At 56.3% G+C, this 26965-nt stretch carries 24 protein-coding genes; 6 read left to right on the plus strand and 18 right to left on the minus strand.

Annotation, left to right across the window (positions count from 1 at the left end; translation table 11 throughout):
• Positions 1-96: 96 nt before the first annotated feature.
• The 4 genes from R0J87_RS11090 to R0J87_RS11105 all read right to left on the minus strand — a co-directional run bounded on the left by R0J87_RS11090 (position 97) and on the right by R0J87_RS11105 (position 5110).
• Entirely contained in the window at positions 97-885 is a 789-nt protein-coding gene (locus R0J87_RS11090) for a hypothetical protein (protein ID WP_498886160.1), read from the minus strand.
• A 31-nt stretch (positions 886-916) separates the two neighbouring features.
• Positions 917-1876 carry a lipid kinase YegS gene (yegS, locus tag R0J87_RS11095; RefSeq protein WP_498886161.1) on the minus strand — a complete coding sequence of 320 codons (960 nt, stop codon included), beginning with the start codon at positions 1874-1876 and terminating at the stop codon, positions 917-919.
• 40 nt (positions 1877-1916) lie between these two features.
• The gene (gene pepN / locus R0J87_RS11100; RefSeq protein ID WP_498886163.1) at positions 1917-4547 is read right to left on the minus strand and encodes an aminopeptidase N; all 2631 of its coding nucleotides are present in this window, start codon (positions 4545-4547) and stop codon (positions 1917-1919) included.
• 77 nt (positions 4548-4624) lie between these two features.
• Positions 4625-5110 (minus strand): YajQ family cyclic di-GMP-binding protein, encoded by a 486-nt coding sequence (locus R0J87_RS11105; protein ID WP_404342204.1) that lies wholly within the window; start codon positions 5108-5110, stop codon positions 4625-4627.
• A gap of 250 nt (positions 5111-5360) precedes the next feature.
• Between R0J87_RS11105 and cobO the strand changes: the two genes are divergently transcribed.
• Positions 5361-5960, plus strand: a complete 600-nt coding sequence (cobO, locus tag R0J87_RS11110) for a cob(I)yrinic acid a,c-diamide adenosyltransferase (RefSeq protein ID WP_404342206.1) — start codon at positions 5361-5363, stop codon at positions 5958-5960.
• A gap of 89 nt (positions 5961-6049) precedes the next feature.
• On the opposite strand, the gene R0J87_RS11115 is transcribed toward cobO, so the two are convergent.
• The 11 genes from R0J87_RS11115 to R0J87_RS11165 all read right to left on the minus strand — a co-directional run bounded on the left by R0J87_RS11115 (position 6050) and on the right by R0J87_RS11165 (position 19199).
• Positions 6050-7345 (minus strand): adenylosuccinate synthase, encoded by a 1296-nt coding sequence (locus R0J87_RS11115; protein ID WP_404342208.1) that lies wholly within the window; start codon positions 7343-7345, stop codon positions 6050-6052.
• Positions 7345-8538, minus strand: coding sequence for an ATP phosphoribosyltransferase regulatory subunit (locus tag R0J87_RS11120; RefSeq protein WP_498886165.1), 1194 nt, complete (start codon positions 8536-8538; stop codon positions 7345-7347). Before R0J87_RS11120 ends, R0J87_RS11115 begins: the two co-directional genes overlap by 1 nt.
• Positions 8539-8729: 191 nt before the next feature.
• A complete protein-coding gene (gene hflC / locus R0J87_RS11125; protein ID WP_404342212.1) occupies positions 8730-9614 on the minus strand; it encodes a protease modulator HflC in 885 nt (294 codons plus the stop codon).
• A complete protein-coding gene (gene hflK / locus R0J87_RS11130; protein WP_404463267.1) occupies positions 9615-10886 on the minus strand; it encodes an FtsH protease activity modulator HflK in 1272 nt (423 codons plus the stop codon).
• A 135-nt stretch (positions 10887-11021) separates the two neighbouring features.
• Positions 11022-12332, minus strand: coding sequence for a ribosome rescue GTPase HflX (gene hflX / locus R0J87_RS11135; RefSeq protein WP_404463268.1), 1311 nt, complete (start codon positions 12330-12332; stop codon positions 11022-11024).
• Between the two features lie 36 nt (positions 12333-12368).
• On the minus strand, positions 12369-12617 hold the full coding sequence (hfq, locus tag R0J87_RS11140) for an RNA chaperone Hfq (RefSeq protein WP_159342598.1): 249 nt from the start codon (positions 12615-12617) through the stop codon (positions 12369-12371).
• Between the two features lie 151 nt (positions 12618-12768).
• Complete coding sequence (gene miaA / locus R0J87_RS11145) at positions 12769-13707, minus strand: tRNA (adenosine(37)-N6)-dimethylallyltransferase MiaA (RefSeq protein ID WP_498886167.1); 939 nt, start codon at positions 13705-13707, stop codon at positions 12769-12771.
• Between the two features lie 33 nt (positions 13708-13740).
• Positions 13741-15654 (minus strand): DNA mismatch repair endonuclease MutL, encoded by a 1914-nt coding sequence (gene mutL, locus R0J87_RS11150; protein WP_498886168.1) that lies wholly within the window; start codon positions 15652-15654, stop codon positions 13741-13743.
• Positions 15655-15727: 73 nt separating this feature from the next.
• The gene (locus R0J87_RS11155) at positions 15728-17206 is read right to left on the minus strand and encodes an N-acetylmuramoyl-L-alanine amidase (RefSeq protein ID WP_404463271.1); all 1479 of its coding nucleotides are present in this window, start codon (positions 17204-17206) and stop codon (positions 15728-15730) included.
• Entirely contained in the window at positions 17197-17694 is a 498-nt protein-coding gene (gene tsaE, locus R0J87_RS11160) for a tRNA (adenosine(37)-N6)-threonylcarbamoyltransferase complex ATPase subunit type 1 TsaE (RefSeq protein ID WP_498886170.1), read from the minus strand. The genes R0J87_RS11155 and tsaE overlap by 10 nt, the downstream gene beginning before the upstream one ends.
• Before the next feature lie 11 nt (positions 17695-17705).
• A complete protein-coding gene (locus R0J87_RS11165) occupies positions 17706-19199 on the minus strand; it encodes an NAD(P)H-hydrate dehydratase (RefSeq protein ID WP_498886172.1) in 1494 nt (497 codons plus the stop codon).
• A gap of 151 nt (positions 19200-19350) precedes the next feature.
• Here R0J87_RS11165 and queG point away from each other — a divergent pair, with 151 nt between their 5' ends.
• Positions 19351-20505, plus strand: a complete 1155-nt coding sequence (gene queG / locus R0J87_RS11170; RefSeq protein ID WP_498886174.1) for a tRNA epoxyqueuosine(34) reductase QueG — start codon at positions 19351-19353, stop codon at positions 20503-20505.
• 3 nt (positions 20506-20508) lie between these two features.
• Here queG and orn read toward each other — a convergent pair whose 3' ends face one another.
• A complete protein-coding gene (orn, locus tag R0J87_RS11175) occupies positions 20509-21093 on the minus strand; it encodes an oligoribonuclease (protein WP_404463275.1) in 585 nt (194 codons plus the stop codon).
• Between the two features lie 145 nt (positions 21094-21238).
• Between orn and rsgA the strand changes: the two genes are divergently transcribed.
• The 3 genes from rsgA to asd all read left to right on the plus strand — a co-directional run bounded on the left by rsgA (position 21239) and on the right by asd (position 24065).
• Complete coding sequence (gene rsgA, locus R0J87_RS11180; protein WP_498886176.1) at positions 21239-22258, plus strand: small ribosomal subunit biogenesis GTPase RsgA; 1020 nt, start codon at positions 21239-21241, stop codon at positions 22256-22258.
• A gap of 111 nt (positions 22259-22369) precedes the next feature.
• Complete coding sequence (locus tag R0J87_RS11185; RefSeq protein ID WP_404463277.1) at positions 22370-23212, plus strand: sulfurtransferase; 843 nt, start codon at positions 22370-22372, stop codon at positions 23210-23212.
• Between the two features lie 10 nt (positions 23213-23222).
• Positions 23223-24065, plus strand: coding sequence for an archaetidylserine decarboxylase (gene asd, locus R0J87_RS11190; protein ID WP_498886177.1), 843 nt, complete (start codon positions 23223-23225; stop codon positions 24063-24065).
• A 26-nt stretch (positions 24066-24091) separates the two neighbouring features.
• Here the strand turns inward: asd and epmA are convergent, their stop codons facing one another.
• Entirely contained in the window at positions 24092-25072 is a 981-nt protein-coding gene (gene epmA, locus R0J87_RS11195; protein WP_498886178.1) for an EF-P lysine aminoacylase EpmA, read from the minus strand.
• Positions 25073-25150: 78 nt separating this feature from the next.
• Positions 25151-25717: an elongation factor P gene (efp, locus tag R0J87_RS11200; protein WP_399845097.1), complete on the minus strand. Its 567-nt coding sequence runs from the start codon at positions 25715-25717 to the stop codon at positions 25151-25153.
• Positions 25718-25854: 137 nt separating this feature from the next.
• Between efp and epmB the strand changes: the two genes are divergently transcribed.
• Positions 25855-26877 carry an EF-P beta-lysylation protein EpmB gene (epmB, locus tag R0J87_RS11205; RefSeq protein WP_498886180.1) on the plus strand — a complete coding sequence of 341 codons (1023 nt, stop codon included), beginning with the start codon at positions 25855-25857 and terminating at the stop codon, positions 26875-26877.
• Positions 26878-26965 lie beyond the last annotated feature (88 nt).

Consider the following 26965-nt stretch of genomic DNA (forward strand, 5'->3'; position numbering starts at 1 on the left):
ACCCGCGTGCTGTCCGGGCACGACCACAGAAATATGCGGTGAGTAAAAAGCCAGTCAGGCTTAACTGACTGGCATTACGCCAAAGGCGGGCTTTTTTTATGGTGACTCTTCCGTACTTTCTTCTCGGGTTAACTCATCATCACTCTCTGGTGTCGAGCCTTGGGCGGGCTGCTCACTCTCCAGTGATTGAAACTGCTCTTCGAGACGCTGCTGAGCCTCTTCAAACTGACGCTCGGTATCTTCAATTAATGCGTCTACGTCCCTTGCTCCCAACTCTCCTTCCTGTTGAGGGCTATCAGGCAGGCTGCTCTCGCGCTCCCAACTTGGCTCAATCGGATCGCTATCCATGGGCATAAGCTCAGGCGTCTGCTGCTCAATTTCCTGGTACTGTTGCTCAAGCTGACGCTGCGCCTCTTCAAAACGACGCTCTGTTTCAGCAATCACCTCATCCACATCAGAGCGTGTGGTTTCACCGGGCATGGCACTGGCTTCATCCAGCGCTTCCTCAGGGTCGGCTGCAAGCGTCTCGGCATCAGCTTGCAGTGTTTCGTCGGGCATCGCCGCGCTGGTATCGGTGCCTTCCTCACGTATGGCTTCCGCTTGTTCTAGCTCTTCAGCCGCTTGGCTAGCCTCAATATCGTCTTCTACCTCACTCGGCGACGGCATCTCTGAGGGAGCGGCTTCTTCTGCGGTATCGGTGTCGCTCTCGCGCTCAGCGGGCTGTTCGGCAAGCGGCTCATCTGCCGTTGCGGCAGGCTCGCTAGCTTGGTCGGTTGTTGCAGGTGACTCCTCAGGAGCGACCGTGGCCTCTTCCTGGCTATCTCCGCATGCGCTGAGCAACAGCGCCATGCTGGCCAGCACAGGCATCCAAATTCGGTTAGTCATTGAGCGATGCTCCTTACAGCTAAATATATGTTCAATGGCGGTCGTTAGCAGACAGCAGCGTACAGCCTTCAGGCAGCAATACTTTGAGCGCCAGCGGCACGACCTCAGCACTAAAACGATCATAGCGCTTGGCTTCCCCATCTAAGGTAAGTGGCCACGGGTCGTCGTCAGGCTGGGTAGTGACCGTCAGTTGGCTGGCTGTGAAGTAGCGTACATAGCGCCCTTCAACGGGGAACTGTTGCAATTCAGCGAGCAACGCGGGCAGCTCAAACACCGAGCGAAAATCCTTCACCAACAGCACGTCGAGGCGCCCATCATCTAATTTGGCTCTGGGTGCCAGCACCTGCCCCCCGCCCGACTGACGCCCATTCCCTAAGGCTAACAGCAGCAGCGAAGCCGCCTGCTCGTCATCACTCCAATGTAAGGTGCCGCGATAGCTGCGATGCCGCCAGGCTTTGAGCGCCCCCATGAGTGAATAGGCACCACCCCCCAACATACGCTTGAGCGTTTTAGGCGTGGAGGAAGTAATTTCTGCCCCAAAGCCACCAGTGGTCATGTTGACGTAGTAACTCAACTCCTGTTCGCCATTAGCGTCAGCAGTCATTCGGATCACGTCAATTGGCGAGGCACTGAAGCTCACCGCGGCCGCTAAGGCTTCCTGTGGCTCAAGCGGCAAACCGACCGAGTTAGCAAAGTCATTGGCACTGCCCAAGGGCACAACCCCTAACGCAGGCCGGTGGTCGTGGGGAATGCGCATCAGCCCGTTAACGACTTCGTTGACGGTGCCATCGCCACCGCAGGCAATGACTCGGGTGGCTCCTAATTCGACCGCCTGGGCGGCAAATTCAGCGGCGTCGCCGCCTTCCCAGGTTGCGCGAACGATGATGGGCATCCCTGCCTTACGTTGCGCTTCAACGGCGTCGCGTAGCGCCGGATTTCCGGCAGACTTACCGTTGATAATCAGTAAATAACGCTGCTGTGAATCTTTCACCGGCGCCTTCCCTTTCCATGGTTAATTCGCTGGCATCAGCTTAGGCCAGCGCTTTCTCGACGACCTCAAATACATTTGACGATAGCGGCTCTTGCTTGATCCGCTCTAGCTCCGCACGCATCAGCTGCTGGCGTACTTCATCAAACCGCTGCCAGCGAGTTAACGGAGTGACGAGCCGCGCGGCAATTTCTGGGTTCAGACGGTTCAGCTCAATCACTACGTCTGCCAGCAACGCATAGCCTTTGCCATCCAACCGGTGGAAGTTCACGCGGTTCTGGGCAAATGCGCCAATCAGTGCACGCACTTTGTTGGGGTTCTTCATTGAGAACGCCGGGTGCTGCATTAAATACTGCACGCGCTCCAGTACGTCCGACTGCGGGCGAGTGACTTGAATCGTAAACCACTGATCCATCACCAGCGGATCGTGCGCCCACTTTTCTCCAAATGCTTTTAGCGCTGGCGTCGCCAAATCATCGCGGTCGCTATGCACTAGCAGTGTCAGCGCATGACGCACATCTGTCATATTGTGATTAGCCGCAAACTGCGCTTCACACAGCGCGATGCTTTCTGCGTCTTCAATGGACACTAGATAGGACAGCGCAATATTTTTGAGGCTTCGCTGAGCAATTTGTTCAGCAGTCGGCGCATACGGCTCTTCGGTAACATTAGCGTTGTACACGCTAAGGAACTCATCACGGAGCGCCAGTGCCAGTGATTGACGCACAAATTCACGCGCGGCGTGGATCGCGTCCACATCCACAATCGGCTGCTGCTCGGCGATATAGGCTTCCGATGGCAGCGTTAACATTTCTGCCAGCACCGCTTTATCGTCCATGGAAGAGGTCAGCAACGCCCTAAACGCTTCCACAACGCGGCTGTCCATGACCTTTTCTACACCGTTGCGGTGGGCAGCAATAAGATCGTCCAGAGCCAGCATCGCCAAGCGCTGACCGGCATCCCAACGATTAAAGCCATCACTATCGTGGGTTAACAAGAAAGCGAGATCTTCCCGTGAGTAAGGGAAGTGAAGCTTCACAGGGGCAGAGAAATCACGCAGCAGTGAAGGAACCGGCGCCTCTGCCACATCGGTGAACACAAAGGTTTGCTCATCGTCAGTAAGGTGAATAACGGCGTCTTTACCGAGCTTCTCCCCCTCAAGCGTCAGGGTAAGATCCTGACCCGATTTAGTGCCCACCAAGCCCATGCGCACAGGAATATGCAGCGGGTGCTTATCAGGCTGACCTGGAGTCGCTGGGGTGCGCTGACGCAGGGTAAGATGATACTCAGCGTGGGCGTAGTCGTACTCGCCGTGCGCATCAATTTCCGGCGTGCCTGCCTGGGAGTACCAGCGCATAAACTGGCCTAGATCAATGCCAGACACCTCGGCCATGCAGCCAACGAAGTCTTCAATCGTTACGGCTTGGCCATCAAAACGTTCGAAATAGAGATCCGAGCCGCGGCGGAATGCCTCCCAGCCCAGCAAATTGCGCAGCATACGCACCACTTCTGCCCCTTTCTCATAAATCGTTAGGGTGTAGAAATTGGTGATTTCAATAAAGTGGTCTGGACGGATGGGGTGTGCCGTGGGGCCGGCATCTTCGGCAAACTGAGCGGTGCGGAAAAACGAGACGTCTTGGATGCGCTTCACAGGCGCAGAGTTGGTATCCGCTGAGAAGCACTGATCGCGGAAAACTGTAAAGCCCTCTTTAAGAGAGAGCTGGAACCAGTCGCGGCAGGTAACGCGGTTGCCGGACCAGTTATGAAAATATTCATGCGCCACAATGCCTTCAACGTTTTGGAACGCCGCATCGGTGGCGGTATTTGGGTGAGTCAGCACAGCGGCAGAGTTAAAGATATTTAGCCCTTTGTTCTCCATTGCCCCCATATTGAAGTCATTCACCGCGACGATCATAAACAGATCAAGGTCGTACTCGCGGCCGTAAGTTTCTTCATCCCATGTCATTGCTCGCTTCAGCGACGCCATCGCATGGTCGGTCTTATCGAGATTCTCTTGCTCCACCCACAGCTGCAGCGTGACATGGCGGCCGCTCATGGTGGTGAAGTGATCTTCGACCTTGGTTAAATCGCCTGCCACCAGCGCAAAAAGATAGCAAGGCTTGGGGTGCGGATCTTCCAAAGTAACAAAGTGTCGGCCGCTCTCTACAGTGCCCTGATCAACCGGGTTGCCGTTCGCTAATAACACCGGCTCCTGCTGCGCATCACCTATCACAGTGACCTTAAACGTGGCCATGACATCCGGGCGGTCAGGGTAATAGGTGATGCGGCGAAATCCTTCCGCTTCACACTGCGTGCAGTACATGCCGTTCGATTGATACAGCCCTTCTAAGGCAGTGTTACTGCTAGGAGAAATCTCGACTTCGCTCTCCAGGGTAAACGCTGCCGGAACACTGGGAATTGTGAGCGTCTCATCGGTGAGCTGGTAATCGGCCTCAGCGAGCGCCTGGCCGTTAATCGCGAGCGCGTGCAGCGTCAGGTGTTCGCCGTTCAGCACCAGCGGCGCGGTTTGTTCAGCACTGGCGTGGCGCTCTACGGTGAGGCGTGCTTTAACACGGGTCGCGGTGGGGTCAAGATCAAACGTCAGCTCGGTATGGGTTACTTGGTAGGCGGGCGGCTGGTAGTCGCTTAAATAAACCGGCTGCGGATCAGACATAGTGCGAGACTCCTGTAAGCTTTAAGTAGTCGAATAGCGCAAACAGCGCGCTACTCAATGAATATTTCTTATGATCGTTAATCGCGGAAGTTATCAAACTGCAGCGGCAAGTCGGGCCCCTCTTCTGCGCGCAACAGCGCCATTACGCTCTGCAAGTCATCACGCTTCTTACCTGTGACGCGCACTTTTTCACCCTGAATCTGGGCCTGAACCTTTAATTTACTGGCTTTAATACGCTTCACCACATCTTTGGCTTCCGCTTGATCAAGCCCCTGCTTTAGGACCACTTCCTGGCGCGCTTTCACGCCTGATAGCATCGCATCTTTCACATCCATGCAGCGAGCGTCGATACCGCGTGCAATCAGGCGGTTGCGCAATACATCCAGCATTTGCTTGAGCTGGAAATCCACTTCAGCTTCCAACTGTACTTTATCGCCTTCTAAAGCAAAGCTGGCATCCACGCCTTTAAAATCAAACCGCGACTGTACTTCACGATTCGCTTGGTCAACCGCGTTAGCGGCTTCGTGCTGATCAAATTCTGACACAATATCAAATGAGGGCATGACAACGTTCCTGGCAAGACATGACCCATTATTCTAGAGCAGCAAGCACCCTACCGGCCAATTCTCTTGGCAAAAGTTGAACACTCCCTTTGCAACATGATCTCAGACCATCTCAAAAGTTATACAAATGCTTTGCTCAGCGATGTTAAATTACCGCTCGCTGGCGTACTCTGCTGACATAGCGCGGTGACAAAGTACGTTGGCACAGCACGGTGATACAGCACCTTAATCCAATAACCGAGGAGACATAATGAGCGATCGTGATGCCCGCCACAAAGCGTCAATGGAAAAGCTAAAGGCACGGGTGGATGACAAAGTCGCCCAAGCCACCGAGCAGCGCGGCCTACTGCTGGTGAATACCGGCAATGGTAAAGGCAAAACCACGGCCGCCTGGGGAACCGTTACGCGCGCGCTAGGCTATGGATATAAAGTGGGCGTGGTGCAATTTATTAAAGGCTTATGGGAGTGCGGTGAGCGCAACCGGCTAGAAGAAGACCCTAACCTGAGCGTCGCTATTATGGCCACGGGTTTTACCTGGGATACCCAAAACCGTGAAGCAGACACCGTTGCCTGTCAGGAAGTATGGCAGGAAGCCGAGAAAATGTTGGCAGACCCAGACACCTACTTAGTGGTGTTGGATGAAATCACCTACATGCTGAAGTTTGGCTATTTAGATATTGAGACCGTTAAACACGCGCTGCTTCATCGGCCAAAAGAGCAAACGGTGATTATCACTGGGCGTAATGCACACCGCGAGCTAGTCGCCATGGCAGATACAGTGACCGAGATGCAGGAGGTGCGCCACGCCTTCAACAACGGCCTGCAGGCCCGTCGTGGCATCGATTTTTAATGCGATATCGAGTTTTAATAAAGAAGGGGCGGCAAAGCCACCCCTTCTTTTAATCGGACCTAGCCGATAACATCGCTGCCAATCAGTGCTTAACCTTCAAACGGGTTACGCAAAACGATGGTTTCTACGCGATCTGGACCGGTAGAAATAATGTCGATGCTGGTGCCTACCTGTTCTTCCAGGAAGCTGATGTAGGCGCGGGCGTTAGCAGGCAGGTCTTCCACCTTCTTCGCGCCCAACGTTGACTCTTTCCAGCCCGGCAGATCGTGATAAAGCGGCTCAACCGCTTCATAGCCTTCAGAATCCACCGGGTTATCCAGCACGTCGCCGTCTTTGCTGCGGTAGCCGACACACACACGGATATTTTCCAAGCCGTCCAGCACGTCAAGCTTGGTTAGGCAGATGCCGGAGACAGAGTTGATTTGCACGGCATGACGCAGCGCCACCGCATCGAACCAACCGCAGCGGCGCGGGCGGCCAGTGGTAGCACCAAACTCGTGTCCGCGCTCAGCCAGGTGACGGCCGTGGTCGTCAAACAGCTCTGTGGGGAACGGGCCGGAACCTACGCGGGTGGTGTAAGCCTTGGTAATACCCAGCACGTAATCAAGGTACAGCGGGCCTACACCCGAACCGGTGGCCGTGCCGCCAGCGGTGGTGTTTGAGCTGGTGACGTACGGGTAAGTACCGTGGTCGATGTCCAGCAGCGAACCCTGAGCACCTTCAAACAGGATATTTTCGTTCGCCTTACGCAGGTCATGCACCATGCTGACGGTATCGCATACCATCGGGCGCAGCTCTTCGGCCATTTGCATGGCGCTATCCAGCACTTCCTGGAAGTCTACCGCCGGCTCACCGTGGTAATTCACCAGTACAAAGTTGTGATAGTCGAGCACTTCACCCAGTTTGGAGGCAAACCGCTCGCGATGAAGCATATCGCCCAAACGCAGGCCGCGACGAGCCACTTTGTCTTCGTACGCCGGGCCAATACCACGACCAGTAGTACCGATTTTGGCAACACCGCGGGCTTTCTCACGCGCTTGGTCTAGACGCACATGGTAAGGCAGGATCAGCGGGCACGCCGGAGAAAGACGCAGGCGCTCACGCACGGGCACGCCCTTCGCTTCCAACTCGCGGATCTCTTTGATCAGCGCTTCCGGCGAGAGCACCACGCCGTTGCCAATCACGCAAGTTTTACCAGGGCGCAGCACGCCTGAAGGAATCAGGTGGAGAACGGTTTTCTCACCGTCGATGACCAGCGTGTGGCCTGCGTTATGGCCGCCTTGGAAGCGCACCACAGCAGAGGCGGATTCAGTGAGCAGGTCAACGATCTTGCCTTTGCCTTCATCACCCCACTGGGTACCCAGGACTACGACATTCTTACCCATTATGCACTCGTCTCTTGTGTCAGGGCCGTTGTCTGCCAACGACCATCGATAAACTCAAGACGGCGGTCACAGCTGTGCTCCGCCGGCCCAGTACGCTGCCCAGGCAGCGCTTGAATTACGCGTTCACCCTGCTCACGCAGCGCCACAATGGCAGCGTTAAGCGACTCTTCTTCTTGGGCAGGCGCCCAAACCGCACCCCGGCTGGGTGATGCCAACGCCAGCGATGCCAATTGTTTCAGGTCCATCGAGAAGCCGGTGGCAGGCCGTGCACGGCCAAACGCACGACCGGTATCATCATAGCGCCCGCCTTTGGCCAGCGCATGACCATAACCCGGCACGTAAGCCGCGAACATCATACCGGTGTGGTATTGATAGCCGCGCAGCTCTGCCAGATCAAAATAGAGCGAGACATCAAAGCGCGCCAGAACGCCTTTATAAAGCGCTTCGAGCTGATCAAGTGCCGCCATGACCGGTGCAGGGGCACCTGCAAACCGCTCGCGGGCCTGGGCCAATACACTGGCATCGCCATGTAACTCACCCAGGGCCATCAGCATATCGGCCAGCACAGGATCGCGCACACTGGCGTTCACTTGCTCTGCTAGCTGACCCGGTGATTTTAACGCCAAGGCCTCAAATAGCGCACGCTCTTGCTCATCGCTGAGTGCAGCGGCCTCTACAAGGCTACGGTAAATACCAATGTGGCCCAACGCCAGGTGAATTTCATCAGCGCCCGCCGCATGTAGACTTGCCAATGCTAAGTGGATGATTTCACTATCAGCCTCTAAGCCTGCATGACCAAACAGCTCGGCTCCCACCTGAACCGGACTACGGCCGCCCTGGTGTTGGTCAGCTTTGGCACGCAGCACATTGGTGCAGTAACACAACCGCACAGGGCCTTGGCGCTTTAACGAATGTGCGTCCATTCGCGCCACTTGAGGCGTGACATCAGCGGAGGCCCCCATCATGCGGCCCGTTAACTGGTCGGTTAGCTTGAACGTTTGGAGGTCGAGATCGGTGCCGGTACCTGTCAGCAAGGAGTCCAAAAACTCCACCGGAGGCGGCATTACTTGGTCGTAGCCCCAGCAATGGTAAAGATCAAGCAGCGCACGGCGCAGCTCTTCCATGCGGCTTGCCTGAGGCGGCAGCACCTCATCCATGCCGTCGGGCAATAGCCAGCGGTCAGCGATGGTCATGTGAACAATCCTGCGAGACGATGAAGGCCCTTTCTGACGACGCCACCCAAAGCCTCACAAGGCGTTGCGTGGAAACGTTCACGAAACGAGGGCCACAAAAAAACCGGGCGACGCCCGGTAGATAAAGTCTATCACGTTTATACGCTAGATGAACCCCGCCAAGCGCACCGCTTAACGGGGTTCAAGCGCCATTACTCAGCGCTACTGGGCACTGAGCTGCGCAGGTAGCGGAAGAAATCGCTATCCGGCTCTAGCACCAACAGGTTGCCATCACCAGAGAAGCTTTCACGATAGGCGTTTAGACTGCGCCAGAAAGCGAAAAACTCCTGATCCTGGCCGTAAGCCTGGGAGAAGATCGCAGCTGCCTCGGCGTCACCTTCACCACGCAAGGTTTCAGAGCGCTCGTTCGCTTGAGCAAGCAGAACCTGGCGACGACGGTCGGCGTTAGCACGAATGCGCTCGGCCTCTTCTTGACCCTGTGCGCGCCATTCACGGGCTTCACGCTCCCGCTCTGAACGCATACGCTCAAATACGGCGGCAGAGACATCTTCTGGCAAGTCGATACGCTTGATGCGGATATCGCGGATCGCTACGCCAAGCTCTTCGCGCATCAACTCGTCAAGCTCTGAGGTAGGCCCTGTCATCAGGTCATCACGGCGCTCGGCAATGATTTCCTGCAGATTCAGCCGACCAAATTCGTTACGCAGACTCTCATCCACTCGCGGTTGAATCAGGCGAATCGCCATCATCTCATCGCCAGCGGTCGCTTCGTAGTAACGAGTGGGGTTAATCACTTGCCACTTCACATAGGAGTCTACGATCACCGCTTTCTGCTCAAGGGTCAGATAACGGCTGGTATCGGTATCCAGCGTCAGCAAACGGGTGTCAAATTTGCGAATTGTTTGAGCAATCGGAATTTTGGCGTGTAAACCCGGCTGGATGTTTTCTTCGATAACTTCACCAAAACGCAGCTTCACCGCACGTTCGGTTTCATCTACTACGTATAGGCTGTTGCTTGCTAGCCACGCCACGGCGGCTAAGCCACCTACGATAAGCAGGGATCGATTATTAATCATTTAGCGGCCCTCCCTGCGGATAGGGTTGTTACTAGACGACGATGAGGAGCTGCTCTGACTACCCCGCAGCGACTCCAGCACGCGTGGGTCAATTTCCTCGCCACTGCTGTCACTGCTATTGCTAGAGGACGCTGAGCTGCCGTCGCCGCTGTTGCCGCGCATCTGGTCGAGCGGCAGGTACATCAACGGGGCGTTTTCGCTCACATCCAACAGCACCTTGGGCGTATTACCAAAGACTTCCTCAATCGCATCCAAGTACATACGCTCACGCATGATCTCCGGCGCATTGCGGTATTCGGTCAACAACGCATTGAAGCGGTTAGCTTGACCTTGCGCTTCGGCAACGACGGACTCGCGGTAACCCTGACCTTGCTCAACCACACGCTGGGCTTGACCCTGGGCGGCAGGAATAATCGCGTTGGCGTACGCCATACCTTCGTTGATGGTGCGCTGACGGTCTTCACGAGCACGAATAACGTCATCAAAAGCATCAATGACCGGCGCAGGTGCGGACGTTGATTCGATGTTAATGGTTTGCAGACGAATACCAGCGCCATAGGCGTCTAGGTACGTTTGCAGACGACTAGCAACAGAGCTACCCAGAATCTCACGGCCGGAGGTCAGGATATCAATCATATCCGTTCCACCCACTACGTGACGCAAAGCAGAATCCAACGCATTTTCAATCGACAGCGCCGGGTCACGTACGTTAAGTACGAAATCACGCGGGTTAGCCACTTGATACTGTGCAGAAATCTCCACTTCAACGATGTTCTCGTCGCGGGTCAGCATGGATTGCGTTTGAGAGACAGAGCGAACGCGGGTGACGTTCACCATCCGCACGTCGTCAATTAACGGCGGGTTCCACTGCAGGCCTGGCTCGACAATGCCTTGATACTCACCGAAACGCAGCACAACGCCACGCTCAGATTGGTCGACCAAGTAGAAACCAGACGCCGCCCAAATGGCTAGGGCAACAATAACCAGCAGGCCAGGCAGTGCGAAAGAGTTACGCGGCTTACCACCACCACTCTTACCGCTGCCACCACCGCCGCTTTTTTTACCGCTGCCGCCAAGCATGCCATTAAGCTTGTCTTGGAATTTTTTCAGCGCTTCGTCAAGGTCAGGTGGCCCTTGGTTATTGCCACCTTTATTGCCGTTATTGCCACCACCATTGTCCCCGCCGCGATCACCGCCGCTGTTATTACCGCGTCGGCCACCACCGCTCCAGGGGTCGTGCTGGTTGCCACCACCAGGCTCATTCCAGGCCATACTTCGTCTCCACTAAGGTGTTCACCTGCACTTTGCCTTGTATTCATGCAAGGCCGGGTGCTTTTGATATTATTGCTATATCAATCTTGTACCATACTGCCACAGCCTGAAGCTATGGCCTTGGTACTTGATGGGCTACCATTCGTCAGATTCGCGTAATGCTTCTGGTAAATAGGTATTGGCACGCTCGCCTAACTGAGCCATCAGCTGGTTAAAGTCGCGCCTGGGCAAACGCACATCCAATACGGAGCGCCCTTGCTCATCAAAGTTTTCTTCGCGAACGGCATTTAATTCATGCAGACCCGCACGCAACTTGCCCTGCTCCGGCGACAAGGTCAGCGAAAAGCCAATCACATCATTAGCCAGACGCTCGGTCAGCGCTTCATGCAGCAATTCTAAACCGTTACCCTGTTGGGCAGATAACCATACCACTTCAGGCACACCGTGACCGTCGCGCTCAATGCGCGGGGCGCTGTCCAGCTTGTCGATTTTATTCATGACTTTAAGAACCGGAACGTTATCTGCCCCGATCTCTTTCAGTACATTATCCACTTGCTCGACGTTAAGCTCCCGATCGGGGTCGGCTGCATCAATGACATGCACCAGCAAAGTCGCCTCAGCCGCTTCTTGCAGCGTCGCCTGAAAGGCCTCCACAAGTTTATGAGGCAAGTGGCGAATAAAGCCCACGGTATCTGCCATTACAACTGGGCCAACGTCTTCGATTTCAAGTCGACGAAGCGTTGGGTCCAGGGTAGCAAATAGCTGGTCCGCTGCGTAAACCTCTGCGCTCGTCAACGCGTTAAACAGCGTCGATTTACCCGCATTGGTATACCCAACCAGCGAAACGCTGTGGATTTCTGCCCGCGCACGCGCACGGCGGTTCTGCTCTCGCTGGCTGCGCACTTTATCCAGCCGCTTATGAATGGACTTAATTCTGCCCCGCAGCAGGCGTCTGTCAGTCTCTAGCTGTGTTTCGCCAGGGCCGCGCAGACCAATGCCGCCTTTTTGACGCTCAAGGTGTGTCCAGCCACGAATTAGGCGTGTGGACATATATTCAAGCTGGGCAAGCTCTACTTGCAGCTTACCTTCATGTGTTCGTGCCCGCTGAGCAAAAATATCAAGTATCAGACCGGTACGATCCAGTACCCGGCACTTGAGCTCTTGCTCAAGGTTACGCTGCTGAGAGGGACTTAAACTGTGGTTGAAGATGACCAGTTCTGCTTGATGAGCTGCGAGCATTGCCCGCAGCTCTTCCAGCTTACCTGACCCAATAAACGTACGGGAGTCAGGCCGCTGTCGGCTAGCTGTGAGCAATGTCGCGGGCTCTGCGCCAGCAGAGCGCACGAGCTCCAAGAACTCACCCGGGTCTTCACGTGCTTGCTCATCATAGAAGTCTACGTGAACAAGAACTGCCGTTTCACCGGCTTCTGGGCGTTCAAAAAACAATCAATACCTCGTGGACTCTCTTGCTATCCAGCGGTGTTAGATTTCAGCATCAGGTGCTGAAGGGTCTTGTGCCGGCAGACGCACATTGCGCGAAGGCACCACCGTGGAAATAGCGTGTTTATAAACCATCTGACTGACGGTATTGCGCAACAAGATGACAAACTGGTCAAACGATTCAATCTGGCCCTGCAGCTTAATGCCGTTTACCAGGAAAATAGAGACCGGAATGCGCTCCTTGCGCAAGATGTTCAGGTACGGGTCTTGAAGGGACTGCCCTTTGGACATGTTGCTCTCCCTAAAACTGTCGTTGGGGTTGGTTATCAAATGGCGTGCCCTACTGGTGCTACGCCGCAATCTTGTTGCCCGAAAGGCCCGGTGTGTCAAAAGCGCTCGCCGGCCACTCGAAAACACTTGCTTACGAAATCACTATCTTACGCTAAGCACCGCTGTCACGCACGAATTTCAGAAGCTTATCCAATGCGTCCGGCTGCTGAGTGTCTATCCAGTTAAGTGACGGCCAGCTACGTAGCCAAGTGAGCTGACGCTTAGCAAGCTGTCGAGTGGCAATCACCCCTCGTGACACCAGCTCACCTTGATCGTAAGCGCCGTCTAAATACTCCCACACCTGACGGTAGCCAACACTCTTCATCGATGGCAAGCCAAGATGAATGTCATTACGCTTTCTGAGGGCGGCCACCTCATCTATCAAGCCCTCATTCAACATTGTTTCAAAGCGCTGAGCGATACGCTGATGAAGTAGCTTACGATCGTCAGGCGCTAACGCTATTGACAACACCCGCCATGGAAAGGTTTCCGGCTGCTGCTCGGCCCACAGCTCGCTCATCGGGCGTCCGCTGGCGTAAAACACTTCCAAAGCCCGCATTAGCCGCTGGGGGTCATTAGGATGTATACGCGCCGCCGAAGCCGGGTCCACTTCAGCGAGTGCGCGATGCAAGCCCGTTAAGCCTTCAGCTTGTCGCTTCGCTTCAAGCTGTTCACGAATGGCGGCATCCGCAGCAGGCAGGTTCGCGACACCTTCCACTAAGCGTTTAAAGTAAAGCATCGTCCCGCCTACCAGCAGCGGCACTTTCCCAGCCGCGCTGATTTGCCGCATCTCTTGCAGGGCGTCTTCACGAAAATCTGCCGCGGAGTAAGGGTCGGCAGGGTCGCGAATATCAATCAGCCGATGAGGTGCCCGCGCAAGCTCCTCAGCGCTGGGCTTAGCGCTGCCCACATCCATTCCCCGGTAGACCATGGCGGAATCCACGCTGATGAGCTCGTGACCTAACTGCTCGTGGAGCGCTATTGCCGCGTCGGTTTTTCCAGCGGCAGTAGGCCCCATCAAAAATATCGCCCAGGGGCGTGTATCAGCCATCTGTTTACCGCACTCCGTTTATTGTCTTCATCATTACTGGCCGCGTAAAAAAAGTCGGTCGAGCGCTTTCATGCTCATTTGCGTCCAGGTGGGACGACCGTGATTGCACTGATCGCTGCGTTCGGTGCGTTCCATATCGCGCAACAGGGCATTCATTTCATCGAGCGTTAAACGACGATTGGCACGCACGCTGCCATGGCACGCCATGGTAGACAGCAACTCATGAATACGCGCTTCTACCTGATGCGTACGGCCAAATCGAGCAAGCTCTTCGAGCATTTCACGCACCAACGCCTCAGGGTCTGCCTGGGCCAGCAGTGCGGGCAGTTGGCGCACCAGCAGCGTCTCAGGGCCTGCCACATCTAACTCAACGCCTAGTTGGGCAATGGCGTCCCGCTCGCTCTCTACGGTAGCAACCTCGCTACGGCTCGCTGCCAACGAAACGGGCACTAACAGCGGCTGCGTATCAATTCCTTTAGCCGCCGCCAGCTGGTTCTTCATGCGTTCGTAGACAATCCGCTCATGAGCCGCGTGCATATCCACCAGCACTAACCCCTGAGCGTTTTGCGCCAAGATATACACGCCATGCAACTGGCCTAACGCAAAGCCCAGCGGCGGTGCCGCGGTGGCATCGTGGGCAGGCATAGCAAGCGGCGCTTCGCGCACTTCGTTAGCAACTGGGCGCTGGCCGGGCGGGCTTGGTTGAGGCGTTAACAGCGTCTCTTCGTGATCAGGATGGAGCGCCTGATACCCTTGCATAAACCGGCGCACTCGCTCAGCGCCGGGGTGCCGATCCGCCCCTTCCGATAGCGGCATGCCCTGCTGCTGCCAACGTGGCGCGGGAGGCTCTTCCGTTGTGGCCGCTTCAGGGCCAACTGGCACCGGATGACCTTCTGGCGACGCTTGCTCCTCTTCAGAAGGCTTTGAAGCCGCCAGACAGTGGTGCAAGCTTGAATAGAGAAAGTCGTGGACCATCCGGCCATCACGAAAGCGCACTTCATGCTTGGTGGGGTGGACGTTAACGTCGACCACATCCGGGTCCAGCTCAAGATAGAGTACAAAGACCGGATGACGACCATTATACAGCACGTCTCGGTAGGCCTGGCGCACCGCATGCGCTACTAAGCGGTCACGCACGACCCGGCCATTGACGAAGAAGTACTGCTGGTCAGCCTGGGAGCGGGAGTGGGTCGGCAGCCCCACCCAGCCGCTTAACCTAAGGCCACCCGCTTCGCGTTCAATATAACGCGCATGCTCAATAAAGTTTTTACCCAGCAGGGAGGCAATACGGCGCTCGCGCGTAGCGGGCGTATGGCCCGGCGGCAGTTGATGCACCACTTTTTGATTGTGACGCAGCACCCAGGCAATGTCGTAACGCGATAGCGCCTGGCGTCGAAACGCCTCTTCCACATGGGCAAACTCGGTCTTTTCAGTGCGCAAGAATTTGCGCCGCGCCGGCGTATTAAAAAAGAGGTCGCGAACGGACACACTGGTGCCTCGCGGGTGCGGCGCTGGCGTCACCTTGGCCTCCATGCCCCGACCTTCAGCAACCACCCGCCACCCTTGGCGGGGATCTTCATCGGCATTAGAGACCAGCTCTAAACGTGAGACCGAGCTGATTGAGGCCAACGCTTCACCTCGAAAGCCCAGCGAACTGACACCCTCTAGGTCTTCTAGGCTATTAATTTTGCTAGTGGCATGGCGGGCCAGCGCCAGGGGCAAGTCCTGCTCGCCGATGCCGATGCCATCGTCGCGTACTTTAATCAGACGGGCACCGCCCTGCTCGATCTCTACTTCAATACGCTGGCTGCCCGCATCAATGGCGTTCTCAATCAGCTCTTTTGTCACTGATGAGGGGCGCTCTACCACTTCGCCCGCCGCGATTTGGTTCGCTAAGCGGGGGTCGAGCACATGAATACGACCAGACAGCGAATTTAATTCAGTCAACCAACACCTCAGAAGCTAATCATCAAAACGATTTTTTAAGCACTCGCTCTAGCCCAGACGCTTAAACAACGGCTTAAGAACTGGGGATACGCAGCACCTGACCCACACGGATAACATCGCCATTCAGGTCGTTCGCTTGCTTTAGCTGATTGACCGGCACGCCGTGGCGTATCGCAATCGCTGACAGCGTATCCCCCGACTGAATGCGGTACTCGTTGCCAGTGGGGCGGCGCTGATTATCGCGCTGCCAGGCCAGCAAGCTCGCTGGGGGTGGGTTGCGCTGAAAATGGTCGCGCAAGCCACTAAAAATGGCGGTCGAAAGCCCCTGCTGGTGCACAGGGTCGCGCAGGCGGCGCTCTTCATCGGGGTTTGAAATAAAGCCCACCTCAATTAGTAACGACGGAATATCCGGCGATTTCAGCACCATAAAGCCCGCTTGCTCTACTCGCGATTTATGCAATCGGTTCACACGCCCTAACTGCTCAAGCACCTGCCCGCCAATCGAGAGCGAGTCGTTGAGCGTTGCGGTCATGGTGAGATCCAGCAGCACCCCGCGCAGCACCTGATCTTTATCACGCAGCGAGAGACTGCCATCGACGCCGCCAATCAAGTCGGAGCGGTTCTCGCTATCCGCGAGCCACTGAGCCGTTTCTGAGGTAGCCCCGCGCTGAGAAAGCGCGTAAACGGAGCTACCCTGAGGCCTTGGGCTGGTAAACGCATCGGCATGCACCGATACAAAGAAGTCAGCCTTCTGCTCGCGGGCAAGCTGAGTACGTTGACGCAGCCCTAAGTAGTAGTCGCCATCGCGTATTAAGACAGCTTTGAAACCCTGAGTGCGATTCACATCCGAGGCAAGCCGGCGGGCAATTTCTAGCACGACATCTTTTTCACGGGTACCGGAAGGACCAATCGCACCGGGGTCTTCACCGCCGTGACCGGCATCTATCGCAATGATGATATCCCGCTGGGGATGTGGTTGGGCGGGTTGCACTTCTACTGGCGGAGCTGCAGGCGTGGGCGTAGGAGCAGCTTCTTCCACGCCGGGGAGTTGAGCCTGCGCCGAGCGTTGCGCCAGCGTTTCCTGATCGCGAATCATCGCCTCAATCGGGTCGATGGGGTTTTCTACCGCACTCTCACCTGGGTACTCCAAATCCACTACCAGACGATGGCCATACTGGTCATTAGGCGGAAGCGTAAAGTGGCGCGGCTCAATTGCGCGATTTAACTCCAACACTACCCGCAGGCCACCGCCATCACGGACACCAGTACGCACCGCAGAAATGGCACTACCGTCGAGGGGAAGCGTTGACACATCGGTATTGAGCTGGCTTTCATCAAGATCAATGACGAGTCGCGCCGGATTCTCCAATGAAAACACGCTCGCCTCTGCCGCCGCCGTTAGATCAAACACTAGACGGGCATGGTCAGGCGCAGCCCAAAGCCGCATGCTCTCCACAGCGGCCGCCTGAAGCGTTGAGGTACCTGCCAGTAACACTGCACAGCCGGTCGCTAACCGACCGACCAAACGGATCAGTGGGCTTTTCATATCCATTGAATCACACCACACTCCCGTTGGTTATCCATACACTGGCGTTCTAACTGCTCTACAACCCGCTGACCAAGCGGGCTACCCGCAGTCAATAGGGCCTTGCGACCCTGATCGGCTACGCTGAGTTGAATACGCAGGTCCGGGGCGGGCAACCAGCCCTCGCCCCTGCTGGGCCACTCAATCAGGCAGAGCGCATCGTCCGCCAAAACATCGCGTCCGCCCATAAACTCAAGCTCCTCTGGATCCGCTAAGCGATAAAGATCCAGGTGATAAATGCGCTGCTCGCCGAACTCATAAGGCTCTACCAGCGTGTAAGTGGGGCTTTTCACCGCACCTTGATAGCCGTAGGCACGTAAGATACCGCGCGTTAAGGTCGTTTTGCCCGCCCCTAAGTCGCCTTCTAAATAAACACGCCCGTGGCCTTTTAGCGCTTGGCCCAGCGCCTCACCAAAGGCAACGTGGGCCACTTCGTCGTTCAGTTGCACCTGCATGTTGGCCGCCTTCACGGGTTAATTAACACTCGTGCATAGGATGCCAGATCACTTGCTAACAGGCCACGCTCTCCCTCTGTTTTAGCGGCCTCATCGCCTGCCAAGGCATGCAGCATGACGCCCAGCCAAGCGCTCTGCTCCAGATGACCACGCTGAGCGACCAGCGCACCCAGAAAACCGCTCAGCACATCGCCCATACCGCCGCTGGCCATGCCCGGATTACCGTACGGGCACACCACTATCCCGCTCGGCCCCACTACGAGGCTGCCCGCCCCTTTTAAAATCACAATACCACCACGAGCGCGCTGCAGCGCACGGGCGGCAGCAGGACGATCCGCCTGAACATCGGCCACAGAACATCCTAATAGTCTTGCCGCCTCACCCGGGTGGGGCGTGAGAATCCAATCTTCTCGGCGCAGCTCAGGCCAGCGGCTCGCCAGTAAGTTAAGCGCATCGGCATCCACCACTAACGGGGTTGCTGCGTGCAGCGCACTTTGCAGCATTGCTTGGCCCCACGCCTCTTGACCCAGCCCTGGCCCTATCACCACCACATCCGCTGAGGCAGGCAAATCTGCCGCATCAGCACCACCACGCACTGCCCGCGCCATGACTTCTGGGCAGCGTACTAGGCTTGCGGTGATATGTTCGTGTGCCGTGGCCAACGTTACCTTACCGGCACCCAAGCGTGCAGCCGCCTGGGAAGCCAGCAGTGCCGCGCCCCCAAAGCCTGGAGCACCGCCCATCACCAGCACATGCCCCATGCTGCCTTTATGACTCGTGCGCGAGCGTGGCGTAAACGCTTCACTGAGCAGCGAATCATCCAATCGCCAAGCGGTAGGCGGAATATCAAAGAACGCCTGCGCTTTAACACCTAGCGGTCGAAAATCAACGTCACCGGTATAGGCCGGAGCATCTCCCGTATGCAGGCCAATTTTGTCACCAATAAAAGTTACCGTGCAGGTGGCTTCCACTGCCGTGCCTAACATCGCGCCGGTATCGGCGGAAATGCCCGACGGGATATCCAGCGCCAACACAGGCTGAGATGCCGCATTCATCGCTTTAATGGCCTGCTTAATACTACCTTCGACCTCGCCGGAGAGCCCGGTACCCAGCAGCGCATCGACAATGACCTCGCCGGCAAGCGTAGTGTGCGGGTGCCACTCTTCAAACCCTACCCCGGCGGCCGTTGCCAGCTCAGCCGCGCGAGCCACATCGCCTGAGAGCGCTTCTAATGGCTTGAGCGATAGGCGCTGCACTTTAAGGCCTGACTGCATGGCCAGCGCTGCGAGCACATGCCCGTCGCCACCGTTATTACCACCGCCGCAGAGCACCGTTACGCTGCGCGCTTGCGGCCAACGGGAGCGAAAGCTATGCCAGGCGCTGGAGGCAGCGCGCTGCATCAGCGCAAAGCTTTCGATACCACCAGCAATGGTGCGTCGATCCAACTCGCGCACTTGAGATGCCTTGTACAGGGGGCGTAACGATGAGGTACTCAACGTAGACACGATCTCTCCTTAATAGGGTGCTAAATCAACGCCTAAGCAATACGGGCACGAGGCTTGAGCGCAACGAATTTAAGCATAACGCCATGCAACATGTTGTGGCAGCGGCTAATGCGTTAGCATAGCGCGCTTAACGCACCACCGTTGACTGACAATGCCAAGTTCCACGACTTTTTCACTGTCTCGTAACCAGCTGTCTCGTGAACATCCAACTCACGAACAGCTCTCCGCAGAACAGCTTCGCCAGCTTGCCGCACTGATTAAACAGTGGGGGCGCGAGCTGGGTTTTCAGCAGGTGGGTATCACTGACACTGACCTAAACGACCACGAAGTGCACCTCACCAACTGGCTGGATAAAGGCTACCACGGTGAGATGGGCTTTATGGCCAAGCACGGCACCAAGCGGACGCGCCCGGACGAGCTTGAACCCGGCACCCAGCGAGTCATCAGCGTGCGCATGGACTACCTACCGGCTGAGGTGGAGAGCGCTAAAGTGCTTGGCCAACCTAGCCGCGCCTATATCTCCCGCTACGCGCTAGGCCGTGATTATCATAAATTAATGCGCAAACGCTTGGCGCAGTTAGCAAAGCACATTGAGCAAGCAGTAGGAAAATTTGGCTTTCGCGCCTTTGTCGACTCCGCCCCGGTGATGGAGCGCGCGCTTGCCCAAAAGGCAGGTTTAGGGTGGTTCGGTAAAAACGCCATGCTGCTAAATCCCAAAGCGGGCTCGCTGTTCTTTCTTGGGGAGCTGTATACCGACCTACCGCTGCCTGTCGATGCCCCTTTTGAGCAGGAGCACTGCGGCAGCTGTAGCGCTTGCCGCACTGCCTGCCCCACGGGCGCTATCGTAGACGATAAGGTCGTTGATTCACGCAAGTGCATCTCTTATCTCACCATTGAGCTACACGGCGCGATTCCCGTGGAGTACCGTCGCGCCATGGGCAATCGCGTGTATGGCTGCGACGACTGCCAGCTCGTCTGCCCGTTCACGCGCTTTACAAAAATCACCCAAGAAGCGGACTTCTCCCCGCGCCACGACCTGGACCGCGCGTCGCTTATTGCGCTGTTTAGCTGGGGCGAAGAGGAGTTTTTGGACAAAACCGCTGGCAGCCCCATTCGCCGCATTGGCTATGAGCGCTGGCTGCGTAATCTTGCCGTTGGGTTAGGCAATGCTCCGTGGAGTGATACCGTCGAGGCAGCGCTGTGGGCACGACGTGCCTATCCCAGCGCGCTAGTACGCGAACACGTTGCCTGGGCGCTCGAAGAGCAGCGCCACAAGCGGGATGCGCGCATTGTGACGCGTGGGTGAGGGTTACTCCTCTTCGTCGCTGCCGCCTTCTAAACGCAAAAACGTGCTGCGATAGTGGGCAAGCTCAGCAATCGACTCTTTGATATCGTCCATGGCCAAGTGGGCATTCTGCTTTTTGAAACCTACCAGTGCACCCGGGTTCCAACGCTTTGCCAGCTCTTTTATCGTAGAGACATCCAAATTGCGGTAGTGGAAAAATGCCCACAGTTCGGGCATTTCACGCTCTAAAAAGCGCCGGTCCTGATGAATACTGTTGCCGCACATGGGCGAAGAGCCCGCCACCACGTACTGGCGTAAAAAGTCGAGGGTTTGGCGCTCCGCTTCTTGAGTCTCCACCGTGCTGGCTTTCACCCGCGCCACTAACCCAGATTCGCCGTGGGTTTTCTGATTCCAATCATCCATCCCAGCCAACAGGCTATCGGGTTGTTTGACCGCAATCACTGGCCCTTCCGCCACCACGTTTAACTGAGCATCAGTGATCAACGTGGCCACTTCAATAATGCGCTCTTTGTCCGGCTCTAAGCCGGTCATCTCTAAATCGATCCACACCAACAGGTCGCTACGCGGTGCGCCGCTTTGCTCGCTCATTACATGTATTCCTTGGCCAGTATCGCCTGCTAAACGGCGAATTGAGTAAAAGTGTGGCTTATATTGCCCTAACCCGCACCCCATACAGGACAGTAAGCCGCCCAGGTGGGTACAATGCCACTATTGTACCGAGCATCAGGTGGTCATGAGCAAACGTAAATTAAGTCGCCAGCAGCAGTGGCGAGTCGAAAAAATCCAAGCAGAACGCGCCCAGCGTGCTGAAAAGCGCGACGTGCAGGATGCCGAAAAGCTCTCAGCGGGGGAATACGGCCCTGAACAACCGGGCCGTGTAATGGCCCACTTTGGCCGCACGCTGGAAGTTCGCGACGCCGACGGCACCCCTGTACGCTGCCACTTGCGCGCTAACCTAGACGGCCTGGTCACCGGCGACCGAGTCATCTGGCGTGCCGGACAGGATGGCTCCGGCGTGGTGGTTGCCCGTGAAGAGCGGGACAGCATTTTAAAGCGCCCCGACCCACGCGGCCAGCTTAAGCCTGTGGCTGCCAATATCGATCAGCTGCTGATTGTGTTTGCCGTCGAACCTGCGCCTCATCCTAACCTGATTGACCGCTATCTGGTTGCCGCCGAAGCGACCGGCATTGCGCCAGTGCTGGTGCTGAACAAAACCGATTTACTGCCAGATGATGGCGGCGAGCTAGGGCAGCTACTTGAGCGCTACCGGGCGCTTGGCTACCCAGTAGTACGCACCACCACGGCCAATCCCGAAGGGCTCGATGCCCTACGCCAGCAGCTAGAAGGGCGTACTTCCGTCTTTGTTGGCCAAAGTGGCGTGGGGAAATCATCGCTGATTGACCTGCTGCTACCAGATGAAACCCTGCGTATTGGCGCGCTGTCGGAAGACTCACGCAAAGGCACCCACACCACGACCACCGCGCGCCTGTACGCTATGCGCAGCGATGAGGTGAGTAACGGCGAGCTAATTGACTCCCCAGGGATTCGTGAATTTGGCCTGATTCATTTAGATGAGCAGGAGGTGACCGATGGCTTTATTGAGTTTCACCCCTACTTGGGCCACTGCCGCTTTCGAGACTGCCGCCACCGTAACGAACCCGGCTGCGCTTTACTGGAAGCCGTCGAAGCAGGCAAGATTCACCCTGCACGCTTCGCCAGCTACCGACGCATTCTCGATAGTCTGACGCCGTAACGACACTGATTTATAAGACAATTTTTTATAAGACGTTGGTTTATAAGACAATGATTCAAATGCCGTGACTGCAATTATTGTTGTCTTCATTTTAGGGACAGGGAGCCGGACATGAGCACTGCCAGCCACTCATCAGAAACGAACCTACTGCCGTTAATTGTGGAGCCAGAGCAGCTTCAAGCGCACCTGGATGACCCTCAGCTTTTGATTATTGACGTGCCCGTGAACGGCGACAGCTACCGCCAAGGCCATGTGCCCGGCGCGATCTATCTCGATTTTCGCTACCTAATGCGTGGCGAAGGCCCGGTACCTAATGACGTACCCTCGGTGGCGTTTCTCTCACAGCTATTCAGCGCGCTAGGTTTAACCCGCGACACCCATGTAGTAGCTTACGATGACGAAGGCGGCGGCTGGGCAGCTCGCCTGCTCTGGACGCTGGAGCTGATCGGCCACACCCGCTACTCCTATCTGAATGGCGGCATTCACGCCTGGCGTGATGCAGGCCTGGAAGAGAGCACCGAGCTCACCGCACCCACCCCTAGCGAATACCACGCTGAGATTCTTAACCCAAGCGCCGCGATTACCTGCGATGAGATTAAAGAAAAGCTCAGCGACAGACAGTTTGCCGTTTGGGATGCCCGCTCTAAAGCAGAGTTCGACGGAGAGCGTGGCAACAATAAGCACCTTGGACATATTCCCGGTGCCGTCAATATGGACTGGCTGGACGCCATGGATCGCCATCGCGCTTTGAGAATTCGCGACTATGCGGAACTGATGACTGAACTTGGCGCGCTTGGCCTTACCCCCGAGATGGAAATTGCCACTCACTGCCAAAGCCACCACCGCAGCAGCTTTACCTGGCTAGTGGGTAAAGCGCTCGGCTTTAATATGCGCGGCTACGCGGGCTCCTGGGGTGAATGGGGCAACCGCGACGATACACCTATCGAGAAGTGAAGAAATTACTGTGACCCTTTCCCAAAAAGCTTTTTCACTACTTCAATACCCGCTGCCTCAGCACGCGCTGTCGCGCCTGACGGGTAAATTTGCCCAGTGCGACAACCCCTGGGTGAAAGACACCCTGATTAAAGCGTTTATCAAGCGCTTCAAGGTGGATATGAGCCAGGCGCTGGAACCAGACCCCACCGCCTACGCCACATTCAACGACTTTTTTACCCGCGCGCTGAAAGCAGATGCTCGCCCACTGGGCGAAGGTCTACTGAGCCCTGCGGATGGCACGCTGTCACAGTTTGGCCGCCTCACCACGGCGGGCAAACTGGTGCAGGCCAAGGGGCATACGTTTTCCGCCCAAACCCTGCTAGGCGGCGACAAAGCGCTAGCCGATGAGTTTTTAAACGGCAGTTTCGCGACGGTTTACCTTTCACCGAGCGACTACCACCGCGTGCATATGCCAGTGACCGGCACGCTGCGGGAAATGATCTACGTTCCAGGGCGACTCTTTTCGGTCAACCAGGCCACCGCCAACTACGTGCCCGGCTTGTTCGCCCGCAATGAGCGTTTGGTGTGCATCTTTGATACCGAGCACGGCCCCATGGCGATGGTGCTGGTCGGCGCTATGATTGTGGCCGCCATTGAAACCGTCTGGTCTGGGCAGGTAACGCCGCTGTCGGGCCACCCTCAGCGCATGCGCTTTGGGCAGCCAGTCGTGCTGGAGAAAGGTGCTGAGATGGGCCGCTTCAAGCTCGGCTCCACCGTGGTCATGTGCTTTGCCAACCCCGTGACGTTTAACAATTATGCGCTAGGGACAAGCGTTCAGATGGGCCAATCGTTGGCAACCCAAACGCTCTAAGGCAGCTTGTTTGCCACCCTCTCCGCTCAGCAATTAGGCGTTGAAAATGAGAGCACGTCTTCCAGGCGTGCTTTATTCAGCGCCTGCTGGATAAGCCGGTCGATCCCCAACGCCACCCCCGATGCATCGGGCATGCCATGGGTTAACGCCGCCAACAGGTGCTCATCCACATCCACGATGGGCAAGCCTAGGCGACGACGCTCCTCGTTATCGTCATTGAACCGTTGGCGCTGCTCTTCGGCATCGGTCAGCTCATCGTAGCCGTTGGCTAATTCAACGCCGTTCAGATACAGCTCAAAGCGTGATGCCACCCATTCTCCATCAGCATCCTGATGGCGACGCGCCAGCGCTGCTTGGCTGGCAGGATAATCCACTACCACACTCAACTCTTGCTGGCCCAGGTGGGGCTCAATCACCAAGCTCATCAGCAAATCCAGGCAGGTATCGCGGCCGTCATCAGCCAAGGCGCTTGTTGGCATATTGGCTCGCTCTGCAGCCAGTGCACGCAATGTCTCCAACGAGGTCGTGAAGGGGTCCACCGCTAAGTGCGTGTGAAACAGCTCACGATAACGATAATGCACCACCGGACCTGGTGAGTTCGGCAATACTTGCATTACCAATGCGGTCGTTTCTTCGATCAACTGCGCCAGCGTATACCCGGGCCGATACCACTCCAGCATAGTGAACTCGATATTATGCCGCGCCCCCACCTCGCCATCGCGAAAGCTTCTAGCCAGCTGGAAAATAGGCCCGCTACCTGCTGCCAACAGGCGCTTCATATGAAACTCAGGGGACGTTTGCAGCCAGAGCTTGCGCTGCCCTTTCTCTGTTCGTGCGAGCGCAGCGAGTGAGACTAAATGCACATCCGTGCTGCCCCCCTGCCCCAACACTGGCGTTTCCACTTCCCAGACATCACGCTCTGCAAAAAAACCGCGTACAGCGGCAAGCAAACGTGCGCGCTCACGCAGCGTCTCCATTGATGCTGTCGGCTGCCAGTTAGCCGTCATTCCCTTCTCCCTAACAGCATAAAGCCACGCGTCATTATCGCGTGGCTTTATGAATAAAAGACTGATATCAGCGCGTGATTAGGCGCGTGATACGTACTCACCAGAACGGGTGTCGACTTTCAGCACTTCACCCTGGTTAATAAAGAGCGGCACACGTACCACAGCACCCGAAGACAGCGTAGCAGGCTTAGAACCACCCTGCGCCGTATCGCCTTTTAGGCCCGGGTCAGTCTCTACAACTTCCAGCTCGATGAAGTTAGGCGGCGTTACGGAAATGGCCTTATCGTTCCATAAGGTCAGAATGTAAGGCACCTGCTCTTTTAGCCACTTGATGGTATCACCCAGCGCTTTTTTCTCTACCGCATACTGCTCAAACGAGCCGTCGGTCTTCATGAAGTGCCACATATCACCGTCGGTGTAGAGGTACTCCATTTCCAGATCCATGACGTCAGCGCCTTCCAACGAGTCGCCAGATTTGAAGGTTTTCTCACCCACACGACCGGTCATCAGGTTGCGCAGTTTCACGCGGTTGAACGCCTGGCCCTTGCCCGGCTTAACCAATTCGTTCTCAACGATCGAACAGGGGTCGCCGTCGAGCATTACTTTCAAACCTGCTTTGAATTCGTTGGTAGAATAGTTCGCCATAATGCCTCTCAATGGTCTGTTTCAATTGTCTATGTCGTACGTGCGGCGATCCGCCAGCCACTTACGTCACCGTCAGTTGCGTCATTGCGAATAGCAACGCCGCTAAGTGCGCGCATGATAACCCGAAGGAGGGCTTTTTGCAGGAGAACATCATTATCGCTGGTCACCACGCCCCTGCCCAGGTTTCGACCTCCTGGCAGCAGCAGCTTTCTCATGCGATTCGTGATCCCGACACGCTCTGCCAACGCCTTGGTTTAGGTGCCGAATGGCTGCCCGGCGCGCAGGCCGGACATCGCCTGTTCGATATTTGCGTGCCCGACGCTTACCTTGCCCGCATTAAGCCCAACGACCCTAATGACCCGCTGTTGCGTCAAGTGTTGCCTATAGGCGATGAAACACTGGCCTCACCGGGCTACGTCACCGACCCTTTAGAGGAAGCCGACCACCGCCCCGTCAAAGGGCTGATCCACAAATATGCCAACCGGGTACTTCTGATAGCCAGCCCAGCCTGCGCAATCAACTGCCGCTACTGCTTTCGCCGCCATTTTCCCTATAGCGAGAACTCGCCTTCCCGAGCCCAGTGGCAGGAAGCGCTGGACTACCTGCGTGCCGACACCTCTATTCACGAGGCGATCCTTTCTGGCGGTGACCCTCTTGCCGCCAGCGACCGGCAGCTGGCGTGGCTAGTCGAACAGTTAGAGAGTATTCCTCACCTAAAACGGCTGCGTATTCACACCCGCTTGCCCGTCGTCATTCCCGACCGTGTAGATGAAGGCCTGCTGGGCTGGCTGGGCGACACCCGTTTACAAAAAGTCGTCGTCCTGCATATCAATCACGCCAATGAGATCGACCAAGCCGTGGTGGATGCCTGCGCGCGCTTAAAACAGGCAGGCGTCACGCTGCTGAACCAGAGCGTTCTATTACGGGGCATTAACGACAGCGTACCCACCCTCGCAGCCCTCTCGGAACGGCTGTTTGAAGCGGGCGTGCTGCCTTACTATTTGCATGTATTTGATCCCGTACAAGGGGCTGCCCATTTCGACATTCCCGACGCCGAGGCAAAAGCACTCGTGACACAGCTGCTGGAGCACTTACCCGGCTTCTTAATGCCCCGGCTCGTCAGAGAGATACCCGGCAAGACAAGCAAGACGCCTTTGTGAGTTCAGCAAGCGGGGTGATCACATTCATGTTTCATGACAGTGCAACGGATTAACTAGCGCACCAACATAAAGCAAACTGTTAGCGATT

The sequence above is a fragment of the Halomonas sp. SIMBA_159 genome (genome assembly GCF_046536035.1).
Lineage (GTDB): Bacteria > Pseudomonadota > Gammaproteobacteria > Pseudomonadales > Halomonadaceae > Vreelandella > Vreelandella venusta_A.